Genomic DNA, 9,398 nt, shown 5'->3' on the forward strand with positions numbered 1-9,398 from the left:
ATCAGCTAAAAGCAGAAACAAGCTTTAATAAAGGCATGCCCGCAAAACAGAAAAAAGCTATGCGCAGTACAGATTACCTTGAAAAGGTATTGAAATCATAGACTTTTTTCATGCTCTTGCCCTGGCCCACGACCAACCAGGTGCCTACGAAATAATTAATCTTGCTGATGATTTTTACTCTGTATATCAGTCAAGCAAAAAGTTATCCCCTGAAAAGAGAGCAGAGCGGTTTTCACAATATTTTACCACTCAGTTTGAACCCTTTTATAGTAATAAGAACTTTGTTAAATCCATTGAAAGTTTCAGTGAGATAGAAAAAGTATACTTATTAAAAAGCAATCAGCTATCTAAGGATTTAAATGGCAGCATGGAGTCATTTATTGCTATTTTTGCAGATTTTAAATCTGAAATACCAATATATATACTTCATTCGCTCGGTAGGTTTAATGGTGCAACACGTGATTTGAAGGGTAAGTCTTACTTAATGTTTGGTGTAGATCTAATGGTTAAATACTATAACTGGAATAATGACACCCCATTTTTTCATCATGAGTTATTTCATGTCTATCATGAAAACTTTTTTCAATGTAATGATGAACTCTGGTGCTCGCTTTGGACTGAGGGCTTAGCAACGTATGTGTCACACCAGTTGAATTCGTCCGCGAGTAATGATGAATTGATGCTAAACATACCTGACAGTATGATTAAAAATGTCCGCTCTAGACTGCTTTATTCGCTTACTGATCTTAAGAGAAAGTTTTACTCCAAAAACCCTGAAATATATTCTTCATTCTTCAATTTCAGAAAGGATGAGACAAATTTGCCATATCGCAGAGGTTATTACTTAGGCTATATTTTAGTTAAATAAATAGGCAAAGATTACAGTATAGAAGAGTTGGCTAAAATGGAGAAAAAGACCGTAGAGCTATTATTACTAAAAGAACTTGATTCATTCATTGAATCGGAAGGCTAACAAATAATTAAACTGGGACTTAAAACAGTTTATTTTCTTCGTTCCTCAAAATTTTAACAAACTATTTTAAGCTCGTTAATGTCGATATTGGTGCGTCAGGCTAGGCTTGCTCCATCTTACATAGTGTAAGGCCCTGTCGGGTAAGGTTTAACCAACCACCTGTATTGAGTTTTGCGCATTTGGCGGAGTGCGGGATTAGCAATGGCTTTTCAGCTGTGAAGACTGCACCACACGAACAAGATTGGTGAAGCGTACACAGAGAATTATGCAGGCCATAGGGGTTATCGTGATCCTGAAGTGCTGGTATCGCTCCGATAAATATTAGATCTGACTGACGAGGTTTGCAACCCCATCGAAGTCCATGCAAAACAGCCGTATTGGTAAGGCTATGGCGAGTCAGCGGGTTTTAAAGCCGTGGCATGTATAAAGAGATGGTTTGAGATGTTATGGCTCTTTCATTAGGTAAGGAGTCAAGCCTTACTTATCCTGCCAAAATAAATTCATTCCAATCAATTATGCTGAATAATTTTAGCCTTGCTAATTTATCATCAACCTCCATATCTATAAAACCGTAAGGTGGTTTTTTTATGCCAACACGCTACAAAAAAGGAGATAATAATCGTTCGACAAAAAAACAAACCTAGTCGTATTGAGCCTGATGAATGTATCCAAGTTAGAGGTGCACGGGTTCACAACTTAAAAAACATCGATGTTGATTTGCCCCGTAATGCCTTGGTGGTTTTTACTGGTATTTCTGGCTCAGGAAAGTCGTCATTGGCCTTTGGCACTTTGTTTGCTGAATCTCAGCGTCGTTACCTAGATTCTGTTTCGCCTTATGCCCGTCGCTTGATTGATCAAGTAGAGGAGCCAGATGTTGATTCAATCGAAGGGTTACCGCCAGCAGTAGCACTGCAACAGCAGCGAGGAACTCCATCGGTGCGTTCATCTGTTGGTAGTGTTACCACGATTTCTAATGGCTTGCGCATGCTTTATTCCCGTGCAGGGCAATATCCAACAGGTCAAAATATACTTTACGCTGACGCCTTCTCGCCAAATACCCCAGAGGGCGCTTGTGAGCGATGCCATGGTATAGGTCGTGTATTTGAAGTGACAGAGAAGTCGTTGGTACCAGATGACAGCAAGACCATTAGGGAACGCGCTATCGCGGCATGGCCGCCAGCATGGCAAGGGCAAAACTTATTGCGTATTTTGATTGCATTGGGCTATGAAGTTGATACTCCCTGGAAAAAATTGCCGCAAAAAACGCGGGATTGGATCTTGTTTACCGATGAAACCCCTGAAGTGCCGGTTTATCGAGACTACAATATTAGCCAAATACGAGAAGCAATTGATAAAGGGGAAAAGCCCAATTACATGGGGACCTATACAAGCGCCAAACGTTTTATTTTGCAGTCATTTGCTACAACGCAAAGCCCGCGCACCAAAAAGCGGGTGTCGCAGTTTATGCAGATTTCTCAATGCCCCGAATGTCAGGGTAAAAAACTCAAACAAGCGTCACTGTCGGTTAAATTTGCTGGACTTGATATTGGTGAATTGTCGCAATTGACGCTGACTGAGTTGGCGTTGCGGTTAAAGGATACAGCTAATAACAAACCCGCGGATAACACCGTTAATCGAGAAAAAGCCATCGTCGCACAGCGTATTGCCAGCGATATTCTTACTCGTGTTGAAGCGCTTACTCGACTTGGTTTGGGCTATTTGTCGCTAGAACGTGGCACGCCCACGTTATCTCCGGGCGAACTACAGCGCCTGCGCCTTGCAACGCAGATCCGCTCTCAATTATTTGGTGTCGTTTACGTATTAGACGAACCCTCAGCCGGTCTGCATCCCGCTGATACTCAAGCATTGCTAGGTGCCTTAGATGAATTAATCGCAGCGGGTAATTCAGTATTTGTGGTAGAGCATGATGTTAGCGTTATTCGCCATGCAGATTGGATTGTTGATGTAGGTCCCAATGCTGGAACCCATGGCGGAGAAATTATTTACAGTGGTCCGCTTGAGGGCTTGCGCGAGGTAACCGAGTCTCACACTGGTCGATTTGTGTTTAGTAAAGATGACAGTGCAGCACATAGACCAAGACAGCCGAATGCTTGGCTCAAATTAGTTCAGGTTAAGCGAAACAACCTGAAGAATATCGACATTGAGTTTCCGCTAGGGCTTATGACTAGCGTTACCGGTGTATCGGGTTCAGGAAAATCGAGTTTAGTCAGTCAGGCGCTGGTGGAGCTTGTGTCTGATGCCCTTGGTCAGCAAAATACCGTCGAGGCACCCAATGATGAGACTGATTTACTTGAGGAAGAATTAGAAATCGCCACCAGCGGTAAAATTGTTGATGGCATACAGCACATCCGACGTTTAGTGACCGTGGATCAGAAAGCTATTGGCCGCACACCACGCTCAAACCTTGCCACTTACACCGGTTTGTTTGATCATGTACGTAAGCTATTCGCCGCCACACCCAAAGCAAAAGCGAGGCGCTACAACGCAGGGCGTTTTTCGTTTAATGTAGCTAAGGGGCGTTGTTCGAATTGTGAAGGTGTAGGATTTGTGAGTGTCGAATTGTTGTTTTTGCCTAGTGTTTATTCGCCTTGTCAGGTATGCCAAGGGCAGCGTTACAATGACGAAACGCTCGATATTACTTATCGAGATAAAAATATCGCTGAAGTGCTTAATTTAACCGTTGAAACTGCCCGTGAATTTTTTATGGATGAGCCTTTAATAGCGCGCGCTTTGGATGCCTTGTTGCAAGTGGGGCTCGGCTACTTAAGGCTTGGTCAGCCTGCTACCGAATTATCGGGCGGTGAAGCGCAACGGATAAAATTAGCTACTGAGTTGCAACGGGCGCAACGCGGTGACACCTTGTATATTCTCGATGAACCCACTAATGGCCTTCATCCCGCAGATGTTGCTATGTTGATGTTGCAATTAAATGGTCTGGTAGACGCAGGTAACACCGTAATCATGGTTGAACACGATATGCAGGTCGCGAGCCGTAGTGACTGGGTCATTGATATTGGTCCTGGTGCGGGCGATGAAGGTGGGAATATTGTTGCTCAAGGACCACCGGCTAATGTCGCTAAGTCAAAGGCCAGCCAAACAGCACCCTTTTTGTCGCCTTAGCATTAGCCTGACTTTAGGTTATCGACGTTTTTCTTTACTTAAGTTGGTGATTAATTGCGATGTTGCGCTGCCCCGTATACCACCATAAATAGGCATGGTGTTTTCGGGGGGCGCTGGACGCGACAGCAAAGTGGGTATTATCAGTCAAAATACCATGGTTGGGGTTAAAACCTAACCAACCTGTACCAGGTAAAAAACCTCTGCCAAGCGTGCAGTTCATCGAAGGGGTTTCCATATCAAAATAGAAATAGCCGCTGACAAAACGCACGGCAATGCCAAAATGGCGCAGCAGATTAATTTGCATCTAAGACAATTCACTACAAGATCCTTTGTTAATTTTAAAGGTTTTATTAGCGGGTAATGGTGGGCTATCTTCGCGATATTCAATACTAAAATCTTGGTGTATCTAGGTGATATAGAGCTTGAACGCCTCACTAAAAATCAGTGATATCTACTCATTTAAAAACGTTGTGTGAGTGATGATATAAAAAGGGATGATTTTTAATCTAAAAGAGCAAGCTTGGTAACACAGTTTTGGTTGCTCAATAAAAGTGGCTGTCTAGTTTGATTTTTATGTTTTCTAAAAGAGTTGACTGAGACTATAACAACTAAAAGATAACCCACACTTACTATACAAAAAAGCTTCTGTACTAGTACAAAAGCTTTTCTTATTAAGATAAATTGAATCGAACTAAGCTGAAAATTCGATAAAGGTTTATCAAGCAAGCTTTAATCATTATGGGGTGAGCTGGTCACAGACTTCAAATGTGTGCTCAACAACATCATTTGAGTTAGCACGTAAATCTAATTGCCATTGTTCCTTACTATCATAATCTCCTTTTTCGGTGTTTTTTATCCAAGTAACAGGATAATCATCTGTATCAACACGATATAAAAAAGGTGCGAATAGTGAAAACTCACTGGTTTTGCCAATGGTAATTGTTTGAGAGCTATAGACGCGCTGATCTAATTCTCCCCCTTCTAACGTGAAATCTAATGCGTTAAATCTAAGCTCCAGCTCAGTAGGGCCACTATATCCTCCACAAGCAGTTATACCAATACGGACATTCTGCTTAATAAATGCTGTTTTTGTTCCTAAGTCAATAATAAAGTGGTTGGCAGTTACCTGCTGATCTGTCACAACGTTAGCAGACATAAATGGAGAGCTAAAACCCATAATGCTAAATTTCTTCTCTGCTCCTACGCCTATTACTGTTTGATAATAGCCATTATCATCCGTAGAGAAATATAAACTGTCTGTTATTGCTTCACTTGAAAAGAGAGCGACATTAGCGAGGCCGCGCCTTAAAGAATCAACCAAACGACCGCTAACAGTGCCAAGCCAGCTAACATCATGCATAGAAACAGCAATTAAAATCTGCTTTACAACCGTATTACCTGCATAGTCTGTTACACTAACCGAAGCAGTATAAGTACCAAAGGTTAGTGGCGTAAATGAGGTTATCGCTTCAGTGGTATTCGCTAGAGTTGAATTACTAAGTCTTGGTTTACTCAACAATAAGCAAGACAATAAGCAAGACACTCAGCCTAAAATTTGGTCATTGTATTTCCCTGTGTGTACGCCGTACTGTTTTATGCGGTGAAGACCGTTTTACAGGTCAGTCCTACGAGCACCGCAGAGGCTGGGTAGAAGATAAACTACTCAAATTGGCTTAGTAAGGTAGTTGCATTGATGTGTGTGCGTATGCAGTGATGAGTAATCACACGCATTTAGCACTTAAGTTGATGATAAAAAGCAAATAGACTTAATGACAAAGCTATAATTCTACGCTGGCATAAGCTGTGTAAAGCTACGTTATTGACGAAAAAGTATTTGCAAGATGTAAAATTGAGTAAAACAGAGCTCACCTTTTTGAATCAAACGATTGAGCAATACCACGAGCGTTTAAGTAGCATTAGCTGATTTATGCGCTTATTAATTTTAAGTTATTTATATTTTTAAGTGTCTGTTTTTTCAAAATGCGCAATTAGGCGCTCGAGTAACTTTCTAATCGCGATAGATTGATGTTTGCGAGAACGGTATATGGCGTAAATACCTAAGGACGCTGGCTCATAGTTGGGGAGCACATGAACCAGCTTTTTATCATTGATCAACTGTTGTACGGCATGTTTAGGTTGCAAAGAGATACCGCGTCCTTTGAGTGCTGATTGAAGTAAGAGCATTGATTCATTCGCACTGAAGTTGCCGGCGACTGAAGTAACAACCGCGAGTTCTTCTTTGCTGAAATGCCACAAACTTTTTCCAAAATTAGAATAAATTAAGCAATTATGTTTGGCCAAATCATCAGGGTAAACAGGGTAACCAAAACGATTTAGGTAATCTTCGGTGGCGCATAACACTGAGCGGCAACGACCCAGCGGGCGTGCAATGATATTGGGGTCTAAGTCGTTGGTAATACGTATTGCTAGATCGATTCTATCTTCAACTAAATTAGTTACTTGGTTACTGATATGAATATCTATATGTACTTTGGGATACTCATCTAAAAACTGATCAATTACTGCTGGCAATAAATTAGCGGCGACAAATTGAGAGCAAGAAATACGGATCGACCCTTCAGGTTGTGCGACATGATCTTGCTCTAAAGGGATAGACACTTGTTTAGCTAAATCTAATAACGACAGACAATTTACAAAAGCTTTTTCACCTGCGGCGGTGAGCGTGAGTTTACGCGTAGAGCGATGTAATAACTGACTATTCGCCCAACTTTCCATTTCGCTTAAGTACCTAGTTACCATCGAGCGCGACATATCTAACGAATGCGCTGCGCTGACCATACTACCTTGCTCGACAATTCTAACAAAGACTTGAGCTGCGGTGATCCTGTCCATTTTATTTCCTATATGTTCGATATATGCAATTAACTATTGCCTGTTGTGATGTTTATTGCAACATATTTGCAATTTATACTTGTTTCATAAATTTAATACTGCTGACAGGAAAATAAAATGAAGACCTTGCATTTCATTATGGATCCGCAGTGTGGTTGGTGTTATGCCGTCGCACCGCTGATTGATGAGCTCACTCAATTAACAACAATAGATATTAAGCTGTATGGCGGCGGCTTATTTTCAGGGGCTAATAAACGTCAGTTATCAGCTGATTTTCATCAGCAAATAATCGCCATGGATAACAGGATCACGAGTTTAACGGGGCAAGTATTTAGTCCAACTTATTATGAAACGTTATTAGATGATAAGCAGCGAATTTTAGATTCAGATACGCCGATCACGGCGCTATTAGCTGGTGGATCTTTAGGTCTTAATACTGTTGCCATGCTGCATAGAATGCAAGTTGATCAATTTGTACTTGGCCGTTCTCAGTCTGATATAGCTAATTTAGCTAACATAGCCACTCAACTTGGTGCTAGCTCTAGGGCTTTTTTAAATGCGTTTGACCTTTTTAGTGGCGAAAAAACGCAGCAGCAAATAATTAAAGCGCGGCAGATGTTGAATTTAGTTGGCGGTAGTGGGTTTCCAACACTTGCGTTTGAGCACAGCGATGGCGCATTTACTAAATTAGACCACTCGCGTTATTACGGTCAGCCACAGCAGTGGTTAGCTTATGTAAAACAATTAATTAATACGATTGATTAACCAATAATTTTACACGTTTAAAAACACCCAATTTACTCGCTAAATGAGCGACATTTTAGAGGCTACTATGACATTTTTATCTAAATTAATTCAGGCAAGCACGCTTGCTACAATGATGGCAGTATCTGCCAATGCGGTTAGTGCAACACTTGAAACCAGTGTGTTTAATCCACAACAAAAAAGCACGTTCCCAGTTAGTTCGGTGTTGATCAGCGGTCCAACCGAAGCGGTTTTAGTTGATGCGCAATTTCAGCGTAATGACGCACAATCAGTGGTTGAGTTGATTAAAAAATCAGGTAAAAAATTAACCACTATTTACATTAGTCATGGTGATCCTGACTATTATTTTGGCTTAGACGTGATCACCGAGGCCTATCCTGATGCTAAGGTATTATCAACTGCTAAAACCCGAGATTATATTAAAGCGTCAATGGCGCCTAAAAAGGCTTATTGGGGGCCAATTCTTAAAGAAAACGCACCGCAAAAACTAGTTTTGCCAGAAGTATTGCAAGGCGACACCTTATTGGTTGATGGTGAAAAAGTGAATATTGTTGGTCTTGACGGTCATGATCCAAAACATACTTTTGTATGGATCCCTTCGACTAAAACTATGTTGGGTGGTGTTGTGGTATTTAACAACATGCATGTTTTTTTAGCAGATACGCAAACACCTGAATCACGTCAAAGTTGGTATAAAACCCTTGATGCTATTAAGCAGCTGCATCCTAAAACTGTGATCTCTGGTCATATGTTAGGTGATAAGCCATTGACTATTGAAGCGGTGCACTTTACTCGCAAATACATTCAAGACTTTGAAGCTGCAGCCAAGTCTTCAGCTAATTCAAGTGAATTGATGAGTAAAATGAAAGCAAGCTATCCAAATATTGGCGGCGATAGCGTATTGGCGTTAAGTGCCAAAGTTATTATGGGCGAGATGCCTTGGGGCTAATTACTACAGCTTAAATTTATTTAGGGCTTTTCAAGCTGCTTGCAGTTTGAAAGGTCTGTTCAACTCTTTGTACAGGCTTCATTTCATGGGGGGAATTCCGCGAGTAATCACGATAGTAATGGCTTTGGCTATGCTTCAAGCATGCAGTACCACTGCCAAAATATCGTCATTAGAACATTACAATAGTTTTAATCTGGAGACTAAATCGATGATCAATCTTGATATTGTAAAAAGTACTTATGAAGGTAAGACCTCAGAAGAAAACGGTAAAAACCTCAAGCGTTATATAACAAACGAAACACAATGGACGGAAGCCGCTGGTTTTCCATATGCCGGAACCTACCAAGGCTTTGATGAAATTGAAAAAAAAGTATTTGTACGGTTAGGCTGTGAATGGAATGGTTATAATTTTGCGGTAGAAGACTATGTTGCTGCTGGCGACAAGGTGTTTGCTTATGGCAGCTATAGCGGAACCAATAAAGCCACAGGCAAATTTTTTAAGGCCAGAGTCGCTCATTTATGGATACTCAAAGAGGGTAAGATCATCAGTTTTGAACAATTTGTTGATAGTAAAACCGTTAGCGATGTCATGTAAAAAAGTAGTTTTTTAATAATAACTACAAGTATGTTGTAGGTGCGCTTTTATTTCGTACTCTCGTGCATAAAAAAAACGTTGCCAATAGGCAACGCTTAAGTTCAACTCTGTAGCACCTAGCA

General features: G+C 41.0%; 7 protein-coding genes and 1 pseudogene. 5 read left to right on the plus strand and 3 right to left on the minus strand.

Annotated features, from left to right (window positions below; translation table 11 throughout):
• Window positions 1–1,585 precede the first annotated feature (1,585 nt).
• Complete coding sequence (locus H5203_RS21950; protein WP_145241661.1) at window positions 1,586–4,114, plus strand: excinuclease ABC subunit UvrA; 2,529 nt, start codon at window positions 1,586–1,588, stop codon at window positions 4,112–4,114.
• Window positions 4,115–4,148: 34 nt separating this feature from the next.
• Here the strand turns inward: H5203_RS21950 and H5203_RS21955 are convergent, their stop codons facing one another.
• Both H5203_RS21955 and H5203_RS21960 read right to left on the minus strand, forming a co-directional pair.
• Window positions 4,149–4,418: a transglutaminase family protein gene (locus tag H5203_RS21955; protein ID WP_145241534.1), complete on the minus strand. Its 270-nt coding sequence runs from the start codon at window positions 4,416–4,418 to the stop codon at window positions 4,149–4,151.
• A 432-nt stretch (window positions 4,419–4,850) separates the two neighbouring features.
• A complete protein-coding gene (locus H5203_RS21960; RefSeq protein WP_182820325.1) occupies window positions 4,851–5,633 on the minus strand; it encodes a hypothetical protein in 783 nt (260 codons plus the stop codon).
• Between H5203_RS21960 and H5203_RS23055 the strand changes: the two are divergent.
• Window positions 5,633–6,035, plus strand: a pseudogene (locus tag H5203_RS23055) (transposase); the annotation flags it as partial. The gene H5203_RS21960 and the pseudogene H5203_RS23055 sit on opposite strands and share 1 nt — an antisense overlap.
• Window positions 6,036–6,073: 38 nt before the next feature.
• Here H5203_RS23055 and H5203_RS21965 read toward each other — a convergent pair.
• The gene (locus tag H5203_RS21965) at window positions 6,074–6,967 is read right to left on the minus strand and encodes a LysR family transcriptional regulator (protein ID WP_145241538.1); all 894 of its coding nucleotides are present in this window, start codon (window positions 6,965–6,967) and stop codon (window positions 6,074–6,076) included.
• A gap of 117 nt (window positions 6,968–7,084) precedes the next feature.
• Here H5203_RS21965 and H5203_RS21970 point away from each other — a divergent pair, with 117 nt between their 5' ends.
• From H5203_RS21970 to H5203_RS21980, 3 genes are all read left to right on the plus strand, one after another.
• The gene (locus H5203_RS21970) at window positions 7,085–7,732 is read left to right on the plus strand and encodes a DsbA family protein (RefSeq protein WP_182731890.1); all 648 of its coding nucleotides are present in this window, start codon (window positions 7,085–7,087) and stop codon (window positions 7,730–7,732) included.
• A 67-nt stretch (window positions 7,733–7,799) separates the two neighbouring features.
• A complete protein-coding gene (locus H5203_RS21975) occupies window positions 7,800–8,681 on the plus strand; it encodes an MBL fold metallo-hydrolase (RefSeq protein WP_145241543.1) in 882 nt (293 codons plus the stop codon).
• Window positions 8,682–8,889: 208 nt separating this feature from the next.
• Window positions 8,890–9,276 (plus strand): nuclear transport factor 2 family protein, encoded by a 387-nt coding sequence (locus H5203_RS21980; protein WP_145241545.1) that lies wholly within the window; start codon window positions 8,890–8,892, stop codon window positions 9,274–9,276.
• The last annotated feature ends 122 nt before the right edge of the window (window positions 9,277–9,398 follow it).

It is taken from the genome of Pseudoalteromonas sp. SG41-1 (genome assembly GCF_014164575.1).
Lineage (GTDB): Bacteria > Pseudomonadota > Gammaproteobacteria > Enterobacterales > Alteromonadaceae > Pseudoalteromonas > Pseudoalteromonas rhizosphaerae.

Coding starts and splice junctions, on each gene's coding strand:
- H5203_RS21975 (WP_145241543.1), top strand. CDS start 7,800: ATGACATTTTTATCTAAATTAATTCAGGCAAGCACGCTTGCTACAATG.
- H5203_RS21970 (WP_182731890.1), top strand. CDS start 7,085: ATGAAGACCTTGCATTTCATTATGGATCCGCAGTGTGGTTGGTGTTAT.
- H5203_RS21965 (WP_145241538.1), bottom strand. CDS start 6,967: ATGGACAGGATCACCGCAGCTCAAGTCTTTGTTAGAATTGTCGAGCAA.
- H5203_RS21980 (WP_145241545.1), top strand. CDS start 8,890: ATGATCAATCTTGATATTGTAAAAAGTACTTATGAAGGTAAGACCTCA.
- H5203_RS21955 (WP_145241534.1), bottom strand. CDS start 4,418: ATGCAAATTAATCTGCTGCGCCATTTTGGCATTGCCGTGCGTTTTGTC.